The sequence below is a fragment of the Paenibacillus sp. FSL R7-0652 genome (genome assembly GCF_038595045.1).
Taxonomy (GTDB): domain Bacteria; phylum Bacillota; class Bacilli; order Paenibacillales; family Paenibacillaceae; genus Paenibacillus.
Genome location: NZ_CP152001.1, coordinates 6,649,606 through 6,671,596, shown reverse-complemented (window position 1 = coordinate 6,671,596; position 21,991 = coordinate 6,649,606). Strand labels below are relative to the sequence as shown.

Below are 21,991 nucleotides of genomic sequence, written 5' to 3'. Positions count from 1 at the left end.
AGACTGTCACTCCTTTTACATGTTCCAAGTGTGGCTTAAGCCATGATGCAGTGTCGAAATTCGAGATATATTGCCGGAATTTATCCCCAAACCCCCGCAGTTCAAAAACAAAAAAAGAAGGAACAACGGAAAATTGTTCACAACTTTATCCACAGGCTGTTGATAATATTATGGGTCAGATCACATATTCACATCCAAAAGTAATACAATCATAGCAAAAGAAGCCCCGCATTTCAACGTATGGCGAGATTTTATCCACAAATTCAATAACTTGTGTATAATTTTTAGTCACAACACAATATATTGTTTATAAATTGTTTAATTTTCGACAGCATGACCTAAAGGGGCCAAATATTTTATACACAGGATATCCGTCGAAAGCTGCTAAATTGTGTGCAAAAGTGATCCCGGAATGTGAATAACCTTGCTGTGGATAACAGAAACTGAAATCAAAGTAGATAGGTGGAGAAATGAGCAGATGCAAGGGATGGGTATCTACCTCATGAGGTGCTGCGGTGTAGTAGAGGGAGATTGATTTTACAGGGTGCTGTTCTTGCGAGCTTCATCATAATAGGTTGAGGAATAGGAATGAATAGGTGGCGTGGAAGTGTCAGAGGTGCTTATATAGAAGCAGATGTGTCTTTGTACATACAGTTAGACGGGAAATGTGATCAAAAAGAGGAAGGCCCCGCAGCCGATTTTGGGCTGCGGGGCCTTCCTCTGCTTACAGAAGATGTTTAGACACTTTACGTTGGAAAGCTGCGATATCAGCATATTCCTCTTCCAGTTTGCGTGAAATACGAATGTAGATCGGCAGCAGTTCCTGGTAGAGGGTGGCATGTCCTTTGACTGGTTTATGCCGATGAGTTGTACCTACCATAGAAGAAACAGCATCAAGGGACTTGATTCGTCCTGTGGCATAAAGACCCAGAACTACCGCGCCGAGACAAGAGCTTTCGAAGCTTTCAGGCACAACTACTTCCTGATTAAAGATATCGGACATCATCTGCCGCCATAACGGTGAGCGTGCAAAACCACCCGTAGCTTGAATGGAGGTGGGCTGTCCGATCTGTTCTTCCATTGCGAGCAGAACGGTATAAAGATTGAAAATAACCCCTTCAAGTACTGCACGAATCATGTGTTCCTTCTTGTGGTGAAGGGTCAGGCCAAAAAAGGACCCGCGTGCATCCGGATTCCAGAGAGGAGCACGTTCGCCCGAAAGGTACGGATGGAACAGCAGCCCTTCCGAACCGGGCGGAACACGTTCGGCTATTTTGGTCAATACATCATAGGAGTTGATGCCAAGGCGCTTGGCTGTTTCCACTTCGGAAGCCGCGAACTCATCCCGGACCCAGCGGAAAAGCATGCCGCCGTTATTGACAGGTCCGCCGACGACCCAGAGTTTTTCGGTCAGCGCGTAACAAAACGTTCGTCCTTTCGGGTCTGTTATCGGTCGATCAACTACGGTACGAATGGCTCCGCTGGTACCGATGGTTGCTGCAACAACACCTGGCTGGATGGCGTTAACACCAAGGTTGGACAGCACCCCGTCACTTGCGCCGATCACAAAGGGCGTAGAAGGGGAGAGTGCCATTTTTTCAGCCCATTCGGGATGCATTCCCTCTATTGTATAAGTAGTCGGTACAAGCTTCGACAATTGATTCGGTGTAATGCCTGCAATGTCCAGCGCTTCCTCATCCCAGTCCAGCTTTTCGAGATTGAGCAGCCCAGTGCAGGAAGCAATGGAATGATCGACAACATATTGTCCAAATAGACGGAAGAACAGGTACTCTTTAATCGAAATAAATTTAGCCGTGCGCTGAAACAGTTCAGGTTCGTCATGGCGCATCCACATCAATTTGGTCAGGGGTGACATGGGATGAATGGGGGTGCCTGTTCGCAGGTAGATCCGATGGCCGACACCGTTTTCCTGCAGTTTAGCTGACCAGGGAGCACTTCGATTGTCTGCCCAAGTGATACAGCGCGTAAGCGGATGGCCCTGTTGATCCATGGCAATGACACTGTGCATGGCTGAGCTGCAGGAGACAAAGAGAATCTGGTCAGCGGAAACTCCACTCTGAATCATTACTCCGTATACAGAGCGTACGGCTGCTTGTAAAATCTCTTCGGGGTCTTGTTCTGCAACATCCGGTGCAGGAGTATAGAGCGGATATTCCTGAGTAGATGTGGTGATTACTTCGCCCTGCTCTGTGAATAACACGGATTTGGTACTGGTTGTGCCGATATCGATTCCAATCATATAGTTGGCCATTACATCGATCCTTCTTTCTTTAACACTTTTTTATCATGAGAAAATGATGAGAGCTTTCATTTATACGACTGTACTCAACAGCAAAATAAAAATCAGTCCGACCACAGAAAGTAGTGTTTCCATAACGGTCCACGTCTTGAGGGTCTGTGCCACACTCATATTGAAAAATTCCTTGATCATCCAGAAGCCCGCATCGTTCACATGAGACAGAACAAGTGACCCTGCGCCTGTAGCAAGTACAACCAGCTCAATGTTAGCTCCTGGTGTAAGAGCGAGTACCGGAGCAACGATTCCAGCAGCTGTAGTCATGGCAACCGTAGCTGAACCCGTGGCAACACGAATGAGGGCAGCTACAAGCCAAGCAAACAGAATGACGTTAATGTGTGCATTTGTGGCGAATGCTGCAATGGCATCACCAACCCCGCTGTTAATCAGCACCTGCTTGAAAGCTCCACCGCCGCCAATAATGAGAATGATGGTAGCTGTAGGTGCCAAAAACTCGCTGGTGAAGCGGGAAATATCATGTTTGGTGAACCCACGGGCAAAGCCGAGTGAAAAGAGGGCAAAGACAACAGAGATCAAGAGCGCAATAATCTCATTGCCGATAAATGCACTAAAGACAGTAAAACCACTTACTGCATCAGGATCAACAATGTTCGCAATCGAGCCGATCAGCATCAGAATGACTGGCAGCAGAATAGTAAACAGCGTAATACCAAATCCGGGCAAACTGCTGTTTTTCGCAGCCGAGAACTGTTCAGCGAGTTCAGCTGGTGGTTCGGTGTGAATTCTTTTGCCAATAAATTTACCGAATACAGGTCCAGCAATAATTGCAGTAGGGATACCTACAACTAAAGAGTACAGAATTGTTTTCCCCAGATCCGCGTTGAAGGCTTCAATCGCAATCATCGGTGCCGGATGCGGCGGAACAAGTCCATGTACCGTTGATAAACCAGCCAGAATAGGTATTCCAATCTGTAGTAAGGACATGTTGGTTTTACGGGCCACGGTAAAAATAATGGGAATCATGAGGATAACGCCTACTTCGAAGAACACGGGTATACCCACAATAAATCCAACAATCATCATCGCCCAGTGCACTCGCTTCACACCAAACCGGTCTACAAGGGTGGTTGCAATTTGCTCCGCTCCTCCAGATTCAGCCATCATTTTACCAAGCATGGTACCTAGTCCGATGACGATGGCGATCGTGCCTAATGTGCCGCCTAATCCGCTGGTAATAGATGAAATCACATCAGCAGGTTTCATTCCAGCAAGTAAACCAAGCATTAATGCAGATAATAAAAGGGTAATGAACGGGTTCCACTTATATTTGGAGATTAATAGGATCAGGAAGATGATGGTGATCAATGTCCAAACCAGCAGTGAGGTATTATGGGATAATCCGAAAATAGTGCTCATGATGTAATTACTCCTTTTTGATGGATATAAACGCTTACATGTAATAGAAAATTTAAGATTTCCGTACTGCATGCAGCTCTCAGCACGCAGTGTCCTGCTTCAACAATGGTGGTCTGCTTATCAAGACTGTAGACTAACATGAAATAGGAGAAATCAGCTTTAGCTTGCCCCAAAATAAAAGAAATCGCATTTTGTATACTTGTCGACAAGTTGGACGGCAATCATTCACTCTGGATTGATTGCGAGCTGTATGGTCACCAAACTGCTGCTTCAAATTATAAACCTGATGCCGGCTAAGGGCTGCAATTTCAACTCCACTTCACAGGCTGTCAGCAGTGATGTGCTCATTTACATGACTTCTTCAGAGCTCAAAGCTTTCATGCAGCGTCTGACCCGAGTCTTTAAAATAGGTACGCACACCGGCTTGGATCAGAAGCTTATCGCCCGATTGCAGGGCTGCAGCAAGTGAGCGATGCTTATCGATTACAGCGCTTACTTTAGAATCACCTTGAGCGAACACTCTGCGTGTGGTGAGCAGCATAACCGTCATGACTACATATCGAATGCTCTTCCATAGATGCGATATGCGGGAATGTCCTGCTGCCTCGACGATCGTCTCATGAAACGTGAGATCCTGATAGGCGAATTCGACAGCGTCCTGATGTTTCCCCGCAAGCTGCATTTTGTCGATAATATTGCCCAGCTGTGTGATTAACAATGGAGGCACATCAGCCGCCAGCCGCTGCTGCACGAAGCTCTCAATAAGAAAACGGACATCATAGAGTTCTTCGACATCCTTCATATTCAGGCCAAGGATCACAACACCCATCCGTTCAAGGCGAATCAGCCCTTCATTAGACAATGTTCTTAGCGCTTCGCGAACAGGCGAGCGACTGCTGTCGAAATCGGCAGCAATTCGATTTTCGGACAATATTTCTCCAGGCTTGAGTGTCCCGTTAATAATTCTCAGCCTTAACTCGCATGCGATGGCTTCACCGCGAGATGCCCCTTGAAGCCAGGAAGATGGAAACTGCATATGGCTAACGCTCCTAATTAAATATTCCTTACAGTATGATCATAGCATAATGTTTGTCAGCCCAGCACTGCCGCCTATTCATTGCAGTATCAGATCTGTATCAGGATGCGGCTGAAGCTTAAGCGCTGCGCTCAGGTTCAAGTTTACAACTTGATGTTGTGACCAGTTCATCGACGAATCGTGTTCTATTCTTGATACGATTAAGCCCAATAGTTACTTAAGTACACTGTACGAAAATAAAGACAAGGTCCATAAATGCAGTAGGTATACTTGTATACAAGATATTTTTCATCCTACACCTTTCTTAAAATCTTGTAAACCTTCACATTAAAGCGGATACAATGCCCAGCGTTTTTTACTAAACCTAATCTAATATTTTTTATCCACATGTGAATAACTTCAAACAGATATAGAAGAATTACAGTCTGATGCCCGAATGTGGATAACCCGAAATGGATGAATGGAACAAGAGTGAATTGAAAAATTGGGGATAACTTTTTTGTTTTTTTGGGTCGTGTCGGGGAGAAAAGAGCCGTGCTGGATCAGGATTAATGTAGGACGCTGGAAAGCATATGAAAAAGAGGGAGAGTGGCGGAGCTTTACAGTTGACTTTTCCAAATGAACATGATTAAATATATAAAGGTGTTTTCTGTGAAGATGAAAAGGATTCATCACATAAGTATTTCCTTGTAAGGAGGTGCAATACATTGAGACCTACATTCAAACCGAACGTTAGCAAACGTAAAAAAGTTCATGGTTTCCGTAAAAGAATGAGCACGAAAAACGGCCGTAAAGTTTTGGCTGCACGTCGCCTGAAAGGCCGTAAAGTCCTGAGTGCTTAATGCATCTGAAGACCACCGAGGTGGTCTTTTTTTTCTTAAGTCGGGATGATTCAAACTTTTTACTGTGCGATTCATCCCTAGTCAGGCTGTAAAGAAGCTGGTCAGCCAGCCAGTCGTTAGTGTTGATGATGTTTCCCTTTTTCGGAAACTTACCTTATATATATTTGTCAGCCGGGCGGTTTACCGTCGATCAAGAAAGTCTATACTAAATCAGTAATGAGGCCTCCGTCAACAACGTGGATGGGGGACAGCAAGGAGAAGCGCCGTGTATAAAAGATTGCGTCTGCGAAACCGGGCGGATTTTAGCCGCGTATATCGGTATGGAAAATCGTTTGCCAATCATCAATTCGTGGTGTATGGCTGCCGCCGTAAAGATACGGAACAATTCCGGGTGGGCGTATCATGCAGCAAAAAAATCGGAAACGCTGTCGTGCGTAACCGGATGAGACGCATGATCAAGGAAATTGTACGTCATCATGAGCAGGAGATTGTTACGCAGATGGATTTAATTTTCATTGTTCGCAAAGGGGCACTCAACATGTCCTATAAGGAAATGGAAAAAAGTCTGCTGCATGTGCTGCGTAAAGCCTCACTTTTGAAGTCGTGCAAGCGGTAAGCTTCGGTTTATTTGTCCTCCTAATTATGGTATGATTTACGGTGGAATGGAATGGTTAAGAGAGGGGTTATGAAGTGTCGCGATTGAAGACATCTAAGGGGAAGTGGATTCTCCTCATTGCAATCCTTGCAATGGTCACTGTACTCGCCGGGTGTACTCCGCAAGGTGCCGGGGTTACAACGGAAGATCTGAAGAATAGTGATTCTTTTTGGCAGGCCAATGTTGTGTACTGGTTCTCACTGGCGCTCGATACATTTGCCAATTGGTTTAGCGGTGAATATGGACTAGCTGTCCTTGTGATGGTGCTTATTGTCCGGACTTTGATTTTGCCACTAACAATGAAACAGGTCCGCAGCTCCAAAGCAATGCAGGCCATTCAGCCGCAGCTGAAGGAGATTCAAGCCAAGTATAAAGATACACCTGAGAAAGTCCAGCAAGAAACGATGAAGCTGTTTCAGGAGAACAAAGTTAATCCGATGGCGGGTTGTCTGCCGCTTCTGATTCAGATGCCGATTTACATCGCACTTTATAACTCCATTTACGGAAACTCCAGTCTAAGAACCCATGATTTCTTATGGCTTCAGCTTGGAGCACCGGACCACCTGTTTATTTTGCCAGTGCTGGCCGCCATCACAACATTTATCCAAACGTGGATGATGATGCGTATGAATCCTTCACAGCAAATTGGTCCAATGCAGTTCATGCTGTGGGTGTATCCGATTTTGATTTTCGTTATGTCGTATCAGTTCCCATCAGCCCTGCCGCTTTACTGGTTCTACAGTAATATCTACACGATCGTGCAAAACTATTTCCTTTACCGGAATAATGATAAAGTTGTGGCCGAGGTCAACGTGAAGCAGAGCAGCTCTTCCAAAAATGGAGCTAAACGCAAAAACGGTGGCAGAGCAACTGTCTCTGGGAAAGGGTCGAAAGGGGCCAAAAAATCGAAATGACCAAAGTCATTACGTCAGGAAAAACCGTTGAAGATGCTGTAAACCAAGGATTGGCTGAGCTTGGCGTAAGCCGGGACAAGGTCGAGATACAAGTGTTAGAGCAGCCGTCAAAAGGATTCCTGGGTTTGTTCGGGGTGAAGGCTGCCAAAGTTGAAGTAAAGCTGCTGCCAGTACCTGAAGCTGTAATACAGCCGATCAAACCAGCCGCACCTGAAGCCGAGATTGATGCAGTACTTGAGGGTGCAGCAGTCCATAATCCCTATGAAGAAGCGGCTGCATTTTTGAAAGAAGTTGCGGCAGGTATGGGGTTGGATGTAGAAGTGCATATCAAAAAGCAGCGGGATGGCCATCTTTTCAATATTTCCGGAGAAGACCTCGGTATGATTATTGGACGACGTGGACAAACGCTGGATGCTCTTCAATATCTGACCAATATCGTGGCTAACCGCTACTCGGAAAGCTTCGTACGCATCGTACTTGACGCCGAAAATTTCCGTCAGCGCCGGCGGAAAACGCTGGAGGATTTAGCTGAACGATTAGCTGGACAAGCCATCCGCACAGGCAAGGAAGTTGTTCTTGAACCGATGCCGCCGCTTGAACGTAAAGTGATTCATGCCAAGCTGCAAAATCACCCGCAGATTAAGACATTAAGTAAGGGCGAGGAGCCCAATCGGCGTGTGGTTATTACGTTGAAATAACACGCAATTGAAGACGCAATGGCTTCCTGCACGATGCAGAAGCCATTGCTTTTTTCGTACAGAAGCTAAGTTTCTACATTATATTTGTTGTTCCTTAACATTTGACACAAGTCATAATTATAAAAAAACGATGAAAGAATCATCTGTACCTTTAACTAGAGATAATGGATTTCAATGAATAAATGCAGGTTAGGATTAAGCTGAAAATTTTAAATTTAATTTGCTGCTGTCCTATTAGAATTGAATACATGTTGGCATTCGCCAGAACAAAGGCTGGATGACCATTGATTATAGAGAAGTCAGGAGAGATCATAATGATTAGCGATACGATTACCGCGATATCTACAGCGGTCGGTGAAGCCGGCATTGCTGTTATTCGGGTCAGCGGGCCGGATGCAGTAGCAGAGACGGAGAAAATTTTTCGCAGCAAAACACCGTTGAGCCAGGCATCATCCCATACAGTCCATTACGGCCACATTATCGATCCCGTCAGTGGAGAAAAAGTAGAAGAGGTGCTGGTAACGGTGATGCGTGCGCCTCGTTCATTCACCACAGAGGATGTAGTCGAGATTAGTGCACATGGTGGGGTCGTATCCGTTAAACGGGTAATGGACCTGCTGCTGCAGCTCAATATCCGTCTCGCTGAACCGGGTGAATTCACCAAGCGGGCCTTTCTGAATGGGCGAATTGACTTGTCTCAGGCGGAAGGCGTCATGGATCTTATTCGTTCAAAATCGGATCGTGCATTCTCGGTAGCGCTGAAGCAGGTAGAAGGCAAGCTCTCCTCCAAACTGCGTGATCTGAGACATACACTGGTTGAGACGCTGGCTCACATTGAAGTCAATATCGATTACCCCGAACATGATGTGGAATCCTTGACATCCGATTTTATTAAGGAAAAATCCAGCGAAGTTATGACTGAAATCGATAAATTGCTGACGACGGCGGAACAAGGTAAAATCTTACGCGAAGGTATTACAACTGCTATTGTCGGAAGGCCTAATGTCGGTAAATCTTCTCTAATGAATACACTTGCACAAGATAATCGGGCCATTGTCACGGATATTCCGGGCACAACGCGGGATGTTATCGAAGAGTTTATTACCATTAACAATATCCCTTTGAAGCTGCTCGATACTGCAGGTATTCGGGAGACGATGGACGTCGTTGAGAAGATCGGGGTAGAACGTTCGCGCTCTGCTGTGAACGATGCAGATTTAATTCTGATGGTCGTCAATGCGGCTGAGCCGCTCCACCAGGATGAGATCGAATTACTGGAACAAATCCGCGGTAGACAATCAATTATCATTATGAATAAAATGGACTTAACGCCTCAGATTGACCGAGACATCCTGCTTCGTTATGTTCCTGAGGAGCGGCTTGTTCCGATGTCAGTAAAGGATGATCAGGGTGTTGATCGATTGGAAGAAGCCATCTCAACACTGTTCTTCAGTGGAAAGTTGGAATCTGCAGATTTGACATATGTCAGCAATGTTCGTCATATAGCCCTGCTGAAGAAGGCGAAGCAATCACTGATCGATGCGTATGAAGCAGCCGATCAGTTTGTTCCGATTGATATGATTCAGATTGATGTTCGGTTGGCATGGGAGCAGCTGGGAGAGATTGTGGGAGATACAGCTCATGATGCTTTAATTGATCAAATTTTCTCCCAGTTCTGTCTAGGAAAGTAAATCATATACCGTACAATCATGGGATTTGTCGTGTATGATGGAAAGGTACAATTTCTGCCCGTTGTCAAAGGATGGAATGATGTTGTTGCCAGGAAGTTTGGTTTTATATAGATAAAAGCAAAATAAGGAGGAAATAAACATGGCTTTTGATGGCGGCAGTTATGATGTCATCGTCGTTGGTGCAGGACACGCCGGTGTAGAGTCGGCGCTTGCAGCAGCCCGGATGGGCTCCAAGACGCTGATGATTACGATCAACCTTGACATGGTGGCATTCATGCCTTGTAACCCATCCATAGGGGGACCGGCAAAAGGACACGTTGTACGGGAAATTGATGCACTTGGCGGAGAAATGGGACGGAATATCGATAAAACGTTTATCCAGATGCGAATGCTGAATACGGGGAAAGGACCCGCAGTTCATGCACTGCGTGCACAGGCTGACAAATTCTCTTATCAGCATACAATGAAGGAAACGATGGAGAAAGAACCAAATCTGACAATGCGTCAGGGCATGGTGGATCGCCTCCTTGTTGAAAATGATCAGTGCGTTGGTGTTGTTACCCAAACAGGTACAGAGTATCGTGCCAAAGCAGTAGTTCTGACAACCGGCACATACCTGCGGGGTAAAGTCATTATGGGTGAGCTGATGTACGAGAGCGGACCTAATAATCAGCAGCCATCGCTTAAATTGTCGGAGCATCTGCGTGAGCTGGGCTTCGAGCTTGTGCGTTTCAAAACAGGCACACCCCCGCGTGTGCATAAGGATACGATTGATTTTAGCAAAACCGAAATCCAGCCCGGCGATGACGAGCCGAAATTCTTTTCCTATGAGACAAAATCCTCCACGAATGAGCAGCTGCCCTGCTGGCTGACCTATACTTCAGTAGAGACACATCAGATTATTAATGATAACCTGCATCGTGCGCCGATGTTCTCTGGGGTGATCGAAGGAACAGGGCCGCGTTACTGCCCATCCATTGAGGACAAAATTGTGCGTTTCAGCGATAAGCCGAAACATCAGATCTTCCTGGAGCCGGAAGGCAAAAATACATCCGAGTATTATGTACAAGGTCTATCTACAAGTCTGCCAGAGGACGTACAGCTTGCTGTTCTTCGCTCAATTCCAGGTATGGAGAAGGTCGAAATGATGCGTAATGGTTACGCGATCGAATATGATGCGATGGTTCCCACGCAGCTGTGGCCATCTCTCGAGACTAAACGCCTGCCAGGACTGTTCACAGCAGGTCAGATTAATGGTACATCGGGATATGAGGAAGCAGCGGGTCAAGGGGTCATGGCTGGTATCAATGCAGCACGTAAAGTACAGGGCAAAGAGGCTATTGTGCTTGATCGTTCCCAAGGTTACATTGGTGTACTCATCGATGATCTCGTTACAAAAGGTACGAATGAACCGTATCGTCTGCTGACATCTCGCGCCGAGTATCGTCTGCTGCTCCGTCACGACAATGCAGATATGCGTCTTACAGAGATTGGTCATGACATTGGACTGATTACCGAAGAACGTTATGCGGCTTTCCTGGATAAAAAAGCAAAAGTGGAGCAGGAGATTGTACGTCTCAAAGAGGCAAAGGTTCGCCCTGTTGAGGTTAACGCCAAACTGGAGGAGATCGGTTCAACTCCGATTCAGGACGGAAGCACACTTCTCAATCTGATGCGCCGCCCGGAGATCGGCTATGACTGGATCGAGCAGGTATCTCCTTCCGAAGTGGAACTGACTGCGGATATGAAGGAACAAGTTGAAATTCAAATTAAATATGCCGGTTATATCGAGAAACAATTGATCCACGTGGAACGTTTGCTGAAAATGGAGAAAAAGAAAATTCCAGATACGATCGTATACGATGAGATTCATGGACTTGCGATGGAAGCCAAGCAGAAGCTGGCAAAGATTCGCCCGATTTCAATTGGTCAGGCATCCCGTATTGCAGGCGTTACACCAGCGGATATCTCCATTTTGCTCGTCTATCTGGAGCATTATAATCGCGTTACCGCAGCAAGGGGACAATAATGGACGATATTCAACAGCAGCTGCAGCTGCGCTTGAAGGAGCATGGTTTGGAAGTTGGCGAGCTCCAACTGGAACAGTTCGAACTGTATTATAAAGAGCTGGTATCCTGGAATGAAAAAATGAATCTTACCGGTATCACCGATCGTGAGCAGGTTTATACGAAGCATTTTTATGATTCGGTATCGCTGGCATTTTATACGGATATGACCAAAGTGAACAAACTGGCAGACATTGGGTCGGGTGCTGGATTCCCAGGGCTGCCGCTGAAGATTTGTTTTCCTCATATCCAGCTTACGATTATTGACTCATTGAATAAACGGATTGGTTTTCTGCAGCATGTGGTCGATACACTTGGTCTTGAACAGGTAGAGTTGATCCATGGCCGTGCGGAGGAATTGGGACGTAAAGAAGGATATCGGGACAGCTATGATCTGGTTACTGCTCGTGCGGTAGCCAAGCTGGCTGTGCTGAATGAATTCTGTCTTCCTTTTGTACGTAAAAGCGGTATGTTCGCTGCCATGAAGGGTGGAGACCCGCGTGATGAAATGAAGGAAGCAGAATACAGCTTTAATCAGCTGAAAGGAAGGGTGAAGGCAGTTCATCCATTCCAGCTGCCGGTAGAGGAATCGGAACGTCATATCATTTTGATACAGAAATTTGATAAGACACCCCATAAGTATCCCCGTAAACCAGGGACTCCGCTTAAAACGCCACTTGTTTAGGGGCATTATGGACAACTGGATAAGGGATCAAATCATGTTTTAAAGTATAAGGATCAGAAAAAAGGGATGTTTCACGTGAAACATCCCTTTTTTTGTTTTACCACGAAATAATTAAATTTGAGCAGATCAGGGTGGAGAGAAGATTAGAATCAGAACTATAAATATGATGATATGAATTTTCTAAATTGAATGGTTCATTCTTTTTGCACCAAAGTAAAGAGGACTTATACCTAAATAAAGCGGAACTTTCTGAGCGCAAGCTTTCTAAATTCGTGAAGAATAGTTTTAATCAAAGGCATATAACTATCTCTCTCTAGCAAAACAAGAAATCTATCAAAACTCAATAAACAGAAGTGTCCGAGTTGTATTATCACAGAATATCTAAAGCGGACGTCCAGATTCCAATTTGCGTAAAATAATATAGGTATAAACTTCCGGATATTCATCAAAGAAAGCAGGAAAATTAGGAGACTTTAAAGAATAGGTAAACATAGGATTATGGAGAAAAAGATGATAGAATAGAAGTATCAGATCCTGCGTAAACAGCGATCAACGATTAGTTCATATAAATAGATACTTAAGCTTTTAATGCTGCTCAGCAGCAGGACATACAAAATGGCATAACTTATTTCAGGAACGATGAATGTGAAGCCTCGCTTATGGAATAAGAAGCACCTGCTGACCAAGCAGGAGCTATTACGAAACTAGGTGGTAATCTACGGAATGAAAGAACAATTTTCGAAGTTGTTTGGTTTGGCGGAGCGCAATAACGGAGATGAGATTAAACAGGTCCCGGTTAATGAAATTGTGAGCAGTCCATACCAACCCCGTACTATTTTTGATGATGATAAAATTGATGAACTGCTGCAGACGATCAAAACACACGGTGTCATTCAACCCATTGTTGTGCGTGTTCGGAATGGATCTTATGAGATCATTGCAGGGGAACGCAGGTGGCGTGCTGTTCGCAAATTGGGCCTTGAGCATATTCCGGCTATTGTACGCGAATTTAATGATTCTCAGGCAGCATCCATTGCTCTGATTGAGAACCTGCAGCGTGAAGGCTTAACATCGATTGAGGAAGCGGTTGCTTACCAAAAGCTGATTGACCTGCATCAACTGACTCAGGAGAGCCTTGCTCAGCGGCTTGGCAAAAGTCAGTCCACGATCGCCAATAAAATTCGGCTGCTGCAGCTTCCTGAAGGTGTGAAGACAGCATTGATGGAACGGAAAATATCCGAACGCCATGCAAGAGCCTTGTTATCCCTGGATACGGAGGAGCTTCAATTAAAGCTGCTGGGCGAGATTATCGACAAGGAATTGAATGTGAAGCAGACGGAGGCACGTGTTGCCTTTTATAAAGAAGCTTCCAAAATCAAAAAATCCAAACGGATTTCATTCACTAAAGATGTAAGACTGGCACTTAATACGATTCGTCAATCAATTGATATGGTGACAGGTTCGGGTATGGATATCAAAACGAAAGAAGCCGATCATGAGGATCACTACGAGATCGTTATTCATATTCCAAAACGCAAATAATTGAAGCTTCAGGCGGCAATGGGCCGCTTTTTCTGTCTAAACAGTATGTATGTCATGTGACATGAACTAAACATATCGTTTGGATCTGGAAACGGTAATTGTTGTTCGTGTGCGGATGGCCGCCTGCTTTTTGTTAACTGCAACTCACAACCTACAAGAAAAGACTCCTATTTTATTTGAGGTGAAGGTATTGTCTAAGATTATGGCCGTAGCAAATCAAAAGGGCGGTGTGGGGAAAACAACGACATCGGTTAACTTGGGTGCAGGGCTTGCTTCACTCGGGAAGCGGGTACTGCTTGTCGATATCGACCCCCAAGGGAATACAACGAGCGGAGTCGGAATTAATAAAGCAGATGTGGCGAATTGTATATATGATGTCATTATTAATGATGTGCCTCCCCAGGAAGCGATTGTGGAGACTCAGATTGAGGGCCTTCATATCATACCTGCAACGATTCAACTTGCCGGAGCCGAAATCGAATTGGTATCCACGATATCGCGAGAAGTTCGTCTGAAAAAGTCACTCGCCTTGGTTAAAAATAATTATGATTATATATTGATTGATTGTCCGCCCTCCCTTGGCATGTTAACGATTAATTCGTTAACGGCTTCCGATTCGGTGATTATTCCTATTCAATGTGAATACTATGCACTGGAAGGATTAAGTCAGCTGCTGAATACCGTTCGATTAGTGCAAAAACATCTGAATACATCACTTCAGATTGAAGGCGTGTTACTGACGATGTTTGATGCTCGTACGAATCTCGGTATTCAGGTTATTGAAGAAGTAAAGAAGTATTTCCAGCAAAAAGTGTATCAGACTATTATTCCGCGCAATGTACGGCTTAGTGAGGCACCATCTCACGGTCAATCCATCATTACGTATGATCCCCGTTCCCGAGGAGCGGAAGTGTATTTAGAGCTCGCAAAGGAAGTGATTTCTTATGAGTAAGCGGCTCGGAAAAGGACTTGATGCCCTCATTCCTTCGCTTTCAATTAATGACGACGATAAAGTCGTAGAAATCCCGATTAGCCAACTGCGGGCTAACCCTTATCAGCCGCGCAAAGCATTTGATGAGGAAGCAATACATGAACTGGCGGAATCCATTCGCCAACATGGTGTAATTCAACCCATTATCGTTCGTCCTGTGCTGCGTGGATATGAGATTATTGCAGGCGAGCGCAGGTTCAGAGCATCACAGTACTGCGGAAACGCTACTGTTCCGGCTGTTGTCCGTACATTCAATGACCAGCAGGTAATGGAGATTGCGCTGATTGAGAACCTGCAGCGGGAGAATCTGAATGCGATGGAAGTGGCAGTAGCCTATCAAGGATTAATGGATCAATTCTCATTGACTCAGGAAGAGCTGTCAGTCAAGGTAGGTAAGTCACGCTCCCACATTGCTAATTTCCTGCGATTGCTGGCTCTGCCCGACGAAGTGAAAGAATATGTTTCACGTGGAACATTATCGATGGGGCATGCACGGGCAATTGTAGGGATCAAAGATGAAAATCTGGTCAAACAACTGGCTAAACAGACCATTGATCAGCAGTGGAGTGTACGTGAGCTGGAAGAGGCTGTTCAACAGCTGGATCGTTCCAAAACAGGTGAGGCAAAGGCCAAAACCAAGTTGAAAAAGAAAGATCCTTTTATCGATACCTTGGAGGAATCACTTCGGGAGCGGTTCAAAACGACAGTGAAGATTAAACACAGCCAAAAAGACAAAGGTAAAATCGAGCTCAATTACTACAGCAAGCAGGATCTCGAACGGTTATTGGAACTGTTACAGTAACAGCTTAGGTGGATCATTAACAACATGCAGAGCTAAACATGTCATGACATATCGCCTCTGTATTCTGGAGAAACGATATGTCATTCTTTGTTTGTGTGTAACCCTGTAATTATTCCTTAATAGCAGAGGTGATAGGAAGATGGGAGAAATCATCTATCTGGATCATGCAGCAACATCTTGGCCGAAGCCACCTGCTGTTGGGGAGGCCATGATGAATGCGCTCGAGTTTGCCGGAGCTAATCCAGGCAGAGGAAGCCACCGTATGGCTGTACAAGCCAGCAGGGTATTGTTTGAAACGAGAAAAGATCTAGCTGCCTTGTTTGGGATAAAAAATCCTAATGATATCGCTTTTGGCTCGAATACGACTGAGGCTCTTAATCTTGCTATTCAGGGAATTCTCCAAGATGGCGACCATGTCATAGCAACTATGGCGGAGCATAATTCAGTTCGACGGCCGCTTGAGTTTCTACGCAGCCAGGGAAAAATAGAGGTTGATTATGTATCCGTAGATGCTGCCGGTCTTATAAACTTGAAGGCGATGGAACAGATATTTCGCAAAAATACCCGTTTGGTTGTGTGCACACACAGCTCTAATCTGCTGGGAAGCATTCTGCCAATCAGCGATATTGCACAGCTGTGCCGAAAATATAAGGCGCTGCTGCTGGTAGATGCTGCTCAAAGTGCAGGAGTAATGCCATTAGAAGTAGGGCAGATGGGCATTGATATGCTTGCGTTTCCAGGACATAAGGGCTTGCTGGGGCCACAGGGAACGGGTGGTTTGTACATTGCCCCCAATCTTGATGTACAGCCGCTGCTGCATGGAGGAACAGGAAGCCAATCGGAAGCTGTGGAACAGCCGAAAGTGCGTCCTGATCGCTATGAAGCAGGAACCCCGAATACAATAGGTATTGCAGGATTAGGTGCAGGAGTCAAACATGTGCTTGCTGTGAACCCTGCTGTAATCTACAAGCATGAGTGGGAACTGACACAGCATATACTGGAGGGACTTTCCTTCATTAACGGATTTCAAAAGCTGGGTCCGGATATTGGACAGCCGCGTACAGGATTAGTATCCTTTGTCATTGAAGGATATGATCCGGCTCAGCTCGCGTTCAAATTGGATCGGAATTATGGCATTGCGGTCCGATCGGGATTCCACTGCACACCGCTTGCACATGAATCCGCCGGTACGACAACGACTGGAGCTGTTCGAGCGAGCGTAGGGTACAGTTCTACCAAACAAGAAGCGGATGAACTCATTAGGGCAGTAATTGAACTAACTACGTGAAGAAATAAGTACATCGATGGACAGTATTTAAATTGGAAACATATGATTAATTTCTTGCTTAACAGGTTGATTTATAATAAAAGCTAAGAACTGCGGACAGACATGAATCTGATCAAAAACATAGAGGGGTAGTTGCACTTACATGGCTGAATTAAATGAGCTGATTCTGGAACAGCTGTTATGGATTATTGGCGGGTTGGCACTGCTTACGGTGGTACTGCTGATCGTAAGTATTGTTCAAGGAGCAAAGTTACGGAAATTCAAACGTAAATACGAAGCCATGATGGCTGGCAGTGGAGTGGAAGACCTGGAGTCCTTGTTGATCAATCTGAAAATTCAGATGGACAGTATTGAGGATGAACACCAACTGCAAACGGAACAGCTGCAAACCGCACTGCAGAAGCTGGCTCGTATTCAGGGCAAGATCGGCGTCAAGAGGTATAATGCTTACGGGGAGCACGGCAGCGATCTGAGTTTCTCAATAGCCATGATTAATGAAAGTCAGGATGGAATGATTCTTACTGGGTTATTCAACCGTGATGGATCATATGTATATGCAAAACCTCTAAAAGGGGGAGAGTCAACGTATACACTATCCCCAGAGGAGAAGGAAGCTATTACTCTGGCACAGCAAACAGAGTAGACCGGGTATGCCATTCCCGAATGGCTGAATACAGACTGCTTGCTATAATCTCAGACATACGCATGACAAGACTGAGCCGTGTGTTCTGAAGTACAAAGTATTCCATAAAACCGCCGACGTTAACGATACCTGTCAGATGGATATCGCCGACCGGCGGTAATTCTTTATTTACCCCTGCGCCAGGCTTAAGTGGTCCGTTAACTACTTGAATGCAGCCAACACTGGAAGACTGGCCAAGACAAGCATCGATACCAATGACATATGGATTGTGATGGGTGCTGTGAATTTTATGGAGTGTGTCCTGCAGATTTACAGCATGAACGGGCTCATCCAGCGTGCCGTACAGATGGAACAGGGGGCTGTCCCATTTGGCAAGAGACGTACCTACCAGTGGTCCGAGACAGTCTCCCGTGGAGCGGTCTGTACCGATGCAGACAATCACTACATTTTGCAGGGAATGAGCTTTGTAAAGATGAAACATTAATCGATGTACAATGGCGGAATGTACGCCTGGATCGGTATGAGGAACCTTCAGACTGGTCATATCTTTTGACGAAAAGGAACGCGAAACAGGGTTCATAGGATCTATCCTTTCCTTGGAATAGTAGTATCAGTATATGGAAAGGTAGAGTGTTTTATACTTCGCAGGGACAGGCTTTTTGCCTGAGTGCCGCCGAAGCGTGAAAGGAGCAGGACATGGACGAATGGATGGACAATTGGATGCTGATTGCTTTTGATTCAACACAGCAGGCACTGCGTGCGGAGATGCTGCTGGAGTTTGCCGAGATTGAGATTGATCTGTTTCCGACACCTAAGGAGATTACGGCGGGCTGTGCACTGTGTATTCAATTTCCGAAAGAGGATCTGCAGCGAGTGCAGCAAATTATCCGTGATGAGTTTGTTGAGATCCGCGGCCTCTATTTCAAAACCGAAGACAGCTATGATAACATACCGATGTAGAGGAGTGATCCGTCTTGATGCCGTTTTATTTTGCAAAGGGAAACGATGAAAATGGTGCAGCTGATGCTGTAAATGAAGCTATTCGTTGGACTGATAAAGTATGGGCTAAAATTTCCGATACGGATATGTGGCTTAATATTATGTTCAGTTCGATCCGCATCCTCATTATTTTTATTATTACCCGTATTGTCATTAAAGTAGTTTCCCGAATTATCGATCGGTCGATGGCACGAAAGCAGGAAGGTAAAATTCGTGTTAATCCTCGGAGATTCGTAACCATCGGTGAGCTGATGAAAAATGCGACGTCAATCACATGTAACTTTATTATGATTCTGTTACTGTTATCGGAGATCAATGTCCAAGTTGGCCCGCTGCTGGCCAGTGCTGGTGTTCTGGGACTAGCCATTGGTTTTGGCGCACAGGGATTGGTGAAGGATGTAATCACCGGATTCTTCATTATATTAGAGGATCAGTTTGCCGTAGGAGATGTGATTCAGACAGGTACGTTCAAAGGAACTGTCGAAGTCATTGGCCTCCGAACCACCAAACTGGTAAGCTGGCAGGGGGAAGTGCACATCATTCCGAACGGTACGATTGCAAGTGTGACGAACTATTCGATGTCGAATTCTCTTGCTGTGGTGGATATCCCGATGAAGGCTGATCTGACACTGGACGAGTCCGTCCATCTGGTCAAACAATCGCTTGCCGGCATAGAAGAACGCGATTTGAATATTGTAAAGGTACCTGATGTGCTGGGAATCCAGTCCATGTCAACTTCGGATTATGTCATACGTGTTGTAGCGGAGTGCATGCCAAACTCCCGGGCTTCTGTGGAACGCCAGATTCAAGGGGATGTTAAAAAAATTCTGGAGTATCATGAGCGAAGCAAGCAGGCTGCGTTGGAACAGGCGGCTGCGCTTGATAATGATGAGGGGAATGGTGCAGGTGGAGCGTAAAAGTTTTCAGTTAGGGGATATTGTGCAGATGAAGAAGCAGCATCCCTGCGGCAGCAACGAGATGGAAGTCATTCGTATGGGAATGGATATCCGGATCAAGTGTGTTGGCTGCAAACACAGTGTACTGATTCCACGGGCCAAGTTTGAGAAAAACCTAAAAAAAGTACTACGTTCAGCTGAGGAAGAGCCAGAATCCCAAGATTAGGTGATTGATTCTGCTATACACTCAGCGCTTATCGCTGAGACAAATACACATACAATCCGTGATAAAATACAGCAAGGTATCTCAGCAAAATAGCGTTTACATGTAGGTGGGATGCAGGTATTGCTTTCCTCCTGCAGTCATGATATAATCAATTTTGCTGCGGAAAGGTACCCAAGAGGCCCAAGGGGGCTGACTCGAAATCAGCTAGGCGTGTCACAGCGTGCGTGGGTTCGAATCCCACCCTTTCCGCCACTTAAAATGCGAAGTATAACATAGCTCCATGATTGGAGTTTTTATAAAGAATGAGGAAAGGGTTCTCCAGTAGGAGAGTCCCTTTTTTGTGCTTAATTTAGTTCGGTTATTTGTATTAGATGTGCTGCTGCCTGTGACAATACAAAGAAATAAAGAGCCCCGAAGGGCTCTTTATCCGGCGGTACATGTTTAGTTAGATCACAATCGGTCGTAACGGCAGAAACGCTGGCTGTACTGCTTGCAGCAATACCTGTGCTTCAGACAAAGGTCTTACACAACCACAAGCTTCTTATATTACGTGATGCATCTCCAACAGCGAAAAATCGGCTTCGTTGTCCAACGGAACCACACCTCTCTCAAGTACCGCCTGATTGTATTATGTGCAATTTCACGTTTTATATACGCTGCTAAACAAAAAATCTTTCACTTAGTGGACGCGGGCTTTGGTCAGCTTTTTCCATTTACGGTTCTGATTACTGGTTTCCGGAAAGGCTTCGCCCTTCTTCAAAGTTACTCGCTTCGGATCATTAATCTCTGTGTGAAAGCTTTTCTCGCCCACCTCCGTGTACTCTCCATCATTTGGCGCTTTGTCACCTGGTTCAAACTCGGTTCTTTCACCCACAATAAGCAGCCTCCTCTACAGAATGCAGATCGTAATTACTTCTATAGTGTGTTCCGGCAAGGAGCTGATCATGTTAGTGATTATGTACCAATATGTACAGGGAACGTTTGCTTGCATTCGGTCTCCGTATTTGTTATATTAATATAGTTCGAGTTTGTGCTCGTTCCTTGCTCTCAACCTGGATTGAGGGCCAGAGTCCATAAGGAGGTGAAAATTATGCGCAAATATGAAGTGATGTACATTATTCGTCCTGATGTTGAGCAAGAAGTTGTTCAAGCTACAGTCGATAAATTCCAAGGCATCATCTCCAACGGCGGTGGTGAGGTTACAGCTCACGACGTTATGGGTAAACGCCGTCTTGCGTATGAGATCAAGAAATTCCGTGATGGTGTTTATGTTCTGGTACACTTCACTGCTGAACCAGCAGTAGTTACTGAGCTTGAGCGTCTCATGAAGATTTCTGACGAAGTTATTCGTTATCTCATTACTAACGACGTTAAGTCTGCCTAAGACGACACTCGTGATTAACGCACCAAATACGCTCAGAAGGAGGGGATTACATTGTTGAACCGTGTCATTCTGATCGGCCGGTTAACCCGGGATCCTGAATTGCGTTACACTCCAGCTGGAGTAGCCGTAACACAGTTTACTTTGGCCGTAGACAGACCGTTTACAAGCCAAGGGGGAGAGCGGGAAGCAGATTTCATTCCGGTCGTAACCTGGAGACAGCTTGCCGAGACTTGTGCAAATTATTTGCGCAAAGGACGTCTGGCTGCAGTCGAAGGACGCATTCAAGTAAGGAACTACGAAAATAACGAAGGAAAGCGTGTATACGTGACCGAAGTCATTGCCGATAATGTTCGTTTCTTGGAGTCAGCTAACCGTGAAGGCGGTGGCGGCGGGGGACAACCTATGCGTGAAGAGCCTTCTTATGGAGGCGGCGGCGGACGTGCAAGCAGCAGCAATGCTTCGCGCAGCAACAATCAGGATCCTTTTTCCGATGACGGAAAACCGATTGATATATCGGATGATGATTTGCCATTTTAACGTGAGCCGATACTCGTTACGAGATATGGGTTACATGATAGGAAAGGACTGAAAAGCATGGGCTTCAAGCAAAGAGAAGGCGGAGACAACGATAAAAGACCGGCACGTCGTGGTGGTCGCAACAAACGTCGTAAAGTGTGCTTCTTCACAGCGAACAAAATTACTCACATCGATTATAAAGATACGGACTTGCTTCGTAAATTTATCAGCGAACGTGGAAAAATTTTGCCACGCCGTGTAACAGGTACTAGCGCTAAATATCAACGCATGCTGACGATTGCCATCAAACGCTCCCGTCAAATCGCATTGCTGCCATACACAACTGAGTAGTCTATACTCAGTTTGCATACAAGAACAGTCGGCTTACAGCCGGCTGTTTTTTTGTGTTTTCAGGCTTTATTT

At 45.5% G+C, this 21,991-nt stretch carries 23 protein-coding genes and 1 tRNA gene; 19 read left to right on the top strand and 5 right to left on the bottom strand.

Features of this window, described 5'->3' with window-relative positions; all coding sequences use genetic code 11:
* Positions 1-724 precede the first annotated feature (724 nt).
* The 3 genes from gntK to MKY97_RS28980 all read right to left on the bottom strand — a co-directional run bounded on the left by gntK (position 725) and on the right by MKY97_RS28980 (position 4,730).
* On the bottom strand, positions 725-2,272 hold the full coding sequence (gene gntK, locus MKY97_RS28990; protein ID WP_342553573.1) for a gluconokinase: 1,548 nt from the start codon (positions 2,270-2,272) through the stop codon (positions 725-727).
* Positions 2,273-2,332: 60 nt separating this feature from the next.
* Positions 2,333-3,694, bottom strand: a complete 1,362-nt coding sequence (locus MKY97_RS28985) for a gluconate:H+ symporter (protein WP_342553572.1) — start codon at positions 3,692-3,694, stop codon at positions 2,333-2,335.
* A 361-nt stretch (positions 3,695-4,055) separates the two neighbouring features.
* Positions 4,056-4,730, bottom strand: a complete 675-nt coding sequence (locus MKY97_RS28980) for a GntR family transcriptional regulator (RefSeq protein WP_342553571.1) — start codon at positions 4,728-4,730, stop codon at positions 4,056-4,058.
* Positions 4,731-5,437: 707 nt separating this feature from the next.
* Here MKY97_RS28980 and rpmH point away from each other — a divergent pair.
* From rpmH to MKY97_RS28920, 12 genes are all read left to right on the top strand, one after another.
* A complete protein-coding gene (gene rpmH, locus MKY97_RS28975; protein WP_019914530.1) occupies positions 5,438-5,572 on the top strand; it encodes a 50S ribosomal protein L34 in 135 nt (44 codons plus the stop codon).
* Positions 5,573-5,837: 265 nt separating this feature from the next.
* Complete coding sequence (gene rnpA, locus MKY97_RS28970; protein ID WP_342553570.1) at positions 5,838-6,188, top strand: ribonuclease P protein component; 351 nt, start codon at positions 5,838-5,840, stop codon at positions 6,186-6,188.
* A 74-nt stretch (positions 6,189-6,262) separates the two neighbouring features.
* Complete coding sequence (locus tag MKY97_RS28965) at positions 6,263-7,141, top strand: YidC/Oxa1 family membrane protein insertase (RefSeq protein WP_342553569.1); 879 nt, start codon at positions 6,263-6,265, stop codon at positions 7,139-7,141.
* Positions 7,138-7,839, top strand: a complete 702-nt coding sequence (jag, locus tag MKY97_RS28960) for an RNA-binding cell elongation regulator Jag/EloR (RefSeq protein ID WP_342553568.1) — start codon at positions 7,138-7,140, stop codon at positions 7,837-7,839. The genes MKY97_RS28965 and jag overlap by 4 nt, the downstream gene beginning before the upstream one ends.
* Before the next feature lie 314 nt (positions 7,840-8,153).
* The gene (gene mnmE / locus MKY97_RS28955) at positions 8,154-9,530 is read left to right on the top strand and encodes a tRNA uridine-5-carboxymethylaminomethyl(34) synthesis GTPase MnmE (protein ID WP_342553567.1); all 1,377 of its coding nucleotides are present in this window, start codon (positions 8,154-8,156) and stop codon (positions 9,528-9,530) included.
* A 139-nt stretch (positions 9,531-9,669) separates the two neighbouring features.
* A complete protein-coding gene (gene mnmG / locus MKY97_RS28950) occupies positions 9,670-11,559 on the top strand; it encodes a tRNA uridine-5-carboxymethylaminomethyl(34) synthesis enzyme MnmG (protein ID WP_342553566.1) in 1,890 nt (629 codons plus the stop codon).
* Positions 11,559-12,281 carry a 16S rRNA (guanine(527)-N(7))-methyltransferase RsmG gene (gene rsmG, locus MKY97_RS28945; RefSeq protein WP_342553565.1) on the top strand — a complete coding sequence of 241 codons (723 nt, stop codon included), beginning with the start codon at positions 11,559-11,561 and terminating at the stop codon, positions 12,279-12,281. Before mnmG ends, rsmG begins: the two co-directional genes overlap by 1 nt.
* 723 nt (positions 12,282-13,004) lie before the next feature.
* Positions 13,005-13,823: a nucleoid occlusion protein gene (noc, locus tag MKY97_RS28940; protein ID WP_342553564.1), complete on the top strand. Its 819-nt coding sequence runs from the start codon at positions 13,005-13,007 to the stop codon at positions 13,821-13,823.
* 190 nt (positions 13,824-14,013) lie between these two features.
* Positions 14,014-14,775 (top strand): AAA family ATPase, encoded by a 762-nt coding sequence (locus MKY97_RS28935; RefSeq protein WP_342553563.1) that lies wholly within the window; start codon positions 14,014-14,016, stop codon positions 14,773-14,775.
* Entirely contained in the window at positions 14,768-15,616 is an 849-nt protein-coding gene (locus MKY97_RS28930) for a ParB/RepB/Spo0J family partition protein (RefSeq protein WP_342553562.1), read from the top strand. The genes MKY97_RS28935 and MKY97_RS28930 overlap by 8 nt, the downstream gene beginning before the upstream one ends.
* A gap of 139 nt (positions 15,617-15,755) precedes the next feature.
* Entirely contained in the window at positions 15,756-16,904 is a 1,149-nt protein-coding gene (locus MKY97_RS28925) for an aminotransferase class V-fold PLP-dependent enzyme (protein ID WP_342553561.1), read from the top strand.
* Between the two features lie 142 nt (positions 16,905-17,046).
* Positions 17,047-17,547 (top strand): DUF4446 family protein, encoded by a 501-nt coding sequence (locus MKY97_RS28920; protein ID WP_342553560.1) that lies wholly within the window; start codon positions 17,047-17,049, stop codon positions 17,545-17,547.
* Here the strand turns inward: MKY97_RS28920 and yyaC are convergent.
* Positions 17,522-18,127, bottom strand: coding sequence for a spore protease YyaC (yyaC, locus tag MKY97_RS28915; RefSeq protein ID WP_342553559.1), 606 nt, complete (start codon positions 18,125-18,127; stop codon positions 17,522-17,524). The genes MKY97_RS28920 and yyaC overlap by 26 nt on opposite strands.
* Positions 18,128-18,255: 128 nt before the next feature.
* Between yyaC and MKY97_RS28910 the strand changes: the two genes are divergently transcribed.
* From MKY97_RS28910 to MKY97_RS28895, 4 genes are all read left to right on the top strand, one after another.
* Positions 18,256-18,507 (top strand): DUF3343 domain-containing protein, encoded by a 252-nt coding sequence (locus MKY97_RS28910; RefSeq protein ID WP_342556490.1) that lies wholly within the window; start codon positions 18,256-18,258, stop codon positions 18,505-18,507.
* Positions 18,508-18,524: 17 nt separating this feature from the next.
* On the top strand, positions 18,525-19,463 hold the full coding sequence (locus tag MKY97_RS28905; protein WP_342556489.1) for a mechanosensitive ion channel family protein: 939 nt from the start codon (positions 18,525-18,527) through the stop codon (positions 19,461-19,463).
* Positions 19,453-19,668, top strand: coding sequence for a DUF951 domain-containing protein (locus tag MKY97_RS28900; RefSeq protein WP_342553558.1), 216 nt, complete (start codon positions 19,453-19,455; stop codon positions 19,666-19,668). Before MKY97_RS28905 ends, MKY97_RS28900 begins: the two co-directional genes overlap by 11 nt.
* 161 nt (positions 19,669-19,829) lie before the next feature.
* Positions 19,830-19,920 (top strand) — tRNA-Ser (locus MKY97_RS28895).
* 427 nt (positions 19,921-20,347) lie between these two features.
* Here MKY97_RS28895 and MKY97_RS28890 read toward each other — a convergent pair.
* Positions 20,348-20,542: a YjzC family protein gene (locus MKY97_RS28890; RefSeq protein ID WP_342553557.1), complete on the bottom strand. Its 195-nt coding sequence runs from the start codon at positions 20,540-20,542 to the stop codon at positions 20,348-20,350.
* A gap of 216 nt (positions 20,543-20,758) precedes the next feature.
* On the opposite strand from MKY97_RS28890, the gene rpsF reads away from it, so the two are divergent.
* Genes rpsF through rpsR form a run of 3 tightly spaced genes read left to right on the top strand, consistent with a single transcriptional unit; the run spans position 20,759 to position 21,919 of the window.
* Complete coding sequence (gene rpsF / locus MKY97_RS28885; RefSeq protein WP_024629534.1) at positions 20,759-21,052, top strand: 30S ribosomal protein S6; 294 nt, start codon at positions 20,759-20,761, stop codon at positions 21,050-21,052.
* Positions 21,053-21,103: 51 nt separating this feature from the next.
* Entirely contained in the window at positions 21,104-21,589 is a 486-nt protein-coding gene (gene ssb, locus MKY97_RS28880) for a single-stranded DNA-binding protein (RefSeq protein WP_342553556.1), read from the top strand.
* Between the two features lie 57 nt (positions 21,590-21,646).
* Positions 21,647-21,919 carry a 30S ribosomal protein S18 gene (rpsR, locus tag MKY97_RS28875; RefSeq protein ID WP_017691433.1) on the top strand — a complete coding sequence of 91 codons (273 nt, stop codon included), beginning with the start codon at positions 21,647-21,649 and terminating at the stop codon, positions 21,917-21,919.
* Positions 21,920-21,991: the final 72 nt, after the last annotated feature.

What these genes read in the sequence shown, in the direction of transcription:
- MKY97_RS28910 (WP_342556490.1), top strand. Translation starts at nt 18,256, where the DNA reads ATGGACAATTGGATGCTGATTGCTTTTGATTCAACACAGCAGGCACTG.
- rsmG (WP_342553565.1), top strand. Translation starts at nt 11,559, where the DNA reads ATGGACGATATTCAACAGCAGCTGCAGCTGCGCTTGAAGGAGCATGGT.
- noc (WP_342553564.1), top strand. Translation starts at nt 13,005, where the DNA reads ATGAAAGAACAATTTTCGAAGTTGTTTGGTTTGGCGGAGCGCAATAAC.
- MKY97_RS28980 (WP_342553571.1), bottom strand. Translation starts at nt 4,730, where the DNA reads ATGCAGTTTCCATCTTCCTGGCTTCAAGGGGCATCTCGCGGTGAAGCC.
- MKY97_RS28920 (WP_342553560.1), top strand. Translation starts at nt 17,047, where the DNA reads ATGGCTGAATTAAATGAGCTGATTCTGGAACAGCTGTTATGGATTATT.
- MKY97_RS28925 (WP_342553561.1), top strand. Translation starts at nt 15,756, where the DNA reads ATGGGAGAAATCATCTATCTGGATCATGCAGCAACATCTTGGCCGAAG.
- rpsF (WP_024629534.1), top strand. Translation starts at nt 20,759, where the DNA reads ATGCGCAAATATGAAGTGATGTACATTATTCGTCCTGATGTTGAGCAA.
- jag (WP_342553568.1), top strand. Translation starts at nt 7,138, where the DNA reads ATGACCAAAGTCATTACGTCAGGAAAAACCGTTGAAGATGCTGTAAAC.
- rpsR (WP_017691433.1), top strand. Translation starts at nt 21,647, where the DNA reads ATGGGCTTCAAGCAAAGAGAAGGCGGAGACAACGATAAAAGACCGGCA.
- mnmE (WP_342553567.1), top strand. Translation starts at nt 8,154, where the DNA reads ATGATTAGCGATACGATTACCGCGATATCTACAGCGGTCGGTGAAGCC.
- mnmG (WP_342553566.1), top strand. Translation starts at nt 9,670, where the DNA reads ATGGCTTTTGATGGCGGCAGTTATGATGTCATCGTCGTTGGTGCAGGA.
- MKY97_RS28985 (WP_342553572.1), bottom strand. Translation starts at nt 3,694, where the DNA reads ATGAGCACTATTTTCGGATTATCCCATAATACCTCACTGCTGGTTTGG.
- yyaC (WP_342553559.1), bottom strand. Translation starts at nt 18,127, where the DNA reads ATGAACCCTGTTTCGCGTTCCTTTTCGTCAAAAGATATGACCAGTCTG.
- MKY97_RS28930 (WP_342553562.1), top strand. Translation starts at nt 14,768, where the DNA reads ATGAGTAAGCGGCTCGGAAAAGGACTTGATGCCCTCATTCCTTCGCTT.
- gntK (WP_342553573.1), bottom strand. Translation starts at nt 2,272, where the DNA reads ATGGCCAACTATATGATTGGAATCGATATCGGCACAACCAGTACCAAA.
- MKY97_RS28905 (WP_342556489.1), top strand. Translation starts at nt 18,525, where the DNA reads ATGCCGTTTTATTTTGCAAAGGGAAACGATGAAAATGGTGCAGCTGAT.